This is a genomic window from Pedobacter yulinensis, assembly GCF_003029735.1.
GTDB classification, from domain to species: Bacteria; Bacteroidota; Bacteroidia; order Sphingobacteriales; family Sphingobacteriaceae; genus Pedobacter; species Pedobacter yulinensis.
Window position 1 is genome coordinate 1 of the sequence record NZ_KZ686276.1, and the last position, 1,032, is coordinate 1,032.

The 1,032-nt window shown below is 49.6% G+C and carries 2 rRNA genes; both read right to left on the reverse strand.

Annotated features, from left to right (window positions below):
- Positions 1–47: 47 nt before the first annotated feature.
- Positions 48–159 (reverse strand): 5S ribosomal RNA (rrf, locus tag C7T94_RS19235).
- 91 nt (positions 160–250) lie between these two features.
- Positions 251–1,032 (reverse strand): 23S ribosomal RNA (locus C7T94_RS19240); the annotation flags it as partial.

Consider the following 1,032-nt stretch of genomic DNA (forward strand, 5'->3'; position numbering starts at 1 on the left):
ACAAAAACAAAAAGGCCTTAGCTAGTAAAAGCTAAGGCCAGTTTAAGATTTGGCACCGACCTACTCTCCCACGTGTTACCGCAGTACCATCGGCTCTGGCGGGCTTAACTTCTCTGTTCGGAATGGGAAGAGGTGGACACCGCCGATATAGGCACCTGAATATTTTTATTGTGATAAGCCGTTTACCAGCCTGCACAATGACATATTATTGAAAGAAGTTAGTTAGAAGAACAAACAACAGTTGTGTTGCTTGAAAAAAGCTTCGGACGATTAGTATCACTCGACTTTGATGTTACCACCTTTACATCTGTGACCTATCAACGTAGTAGTCTGCTACGGTCCTGATATGGAATTCTCATCTCGTGGCTAGTTTCGCACTTAGATGCTTTCAGCGCTTATCTATTCCCAGCGTAGCTACTCTGCAATGCCCCTGGCGGAACAACAGATTCACTAGAGGCTAGTCCAACCCGGTCCTCTCGTACTAAGGTCAGCCCCACTCAAAATTCCTACGCCCACAACAGATAGGGACCGAACTGTCTCGCGACGTTCTGAACCCAGCTCGCGTGCCACTTTAATCGGCGAACAGCCGAACCCTTGGGACCTTCTCCAGCCCCAGGATGTGACGAGCCGACATCGAGGTGCCAAACCTCCCCGTCGATATGAGCTCTTGGGGGAGATCAGCCTGTTATCCCCAGCGTACCTTTTATCCTTTGAGCGATGGCCCTTCCATGCAGAACCACCGGATCACTATATCCGTCTTTCGACCCTGATCGGCTTGTTTGCCTCACAGTCAAGCAAGCTTATGCTATTGCACTCCCCGTACGGTTACCAAGCGTACTGAGCTTACCTTTGAAAGCCTCCGTTACCTTTTTGGAGGCGACCACCCCAGTCAAACTACCCATCAAACAATGTCCTCCGACCAGCGGAGTTAGACACCGAATACAGAAAGGGTGGTATTTCAACGTTGGCTCCACAAATGCTGGCGCACCTGCTTCAAAGCCTCCCACCTATCCTACACATCCTGTATCCAAT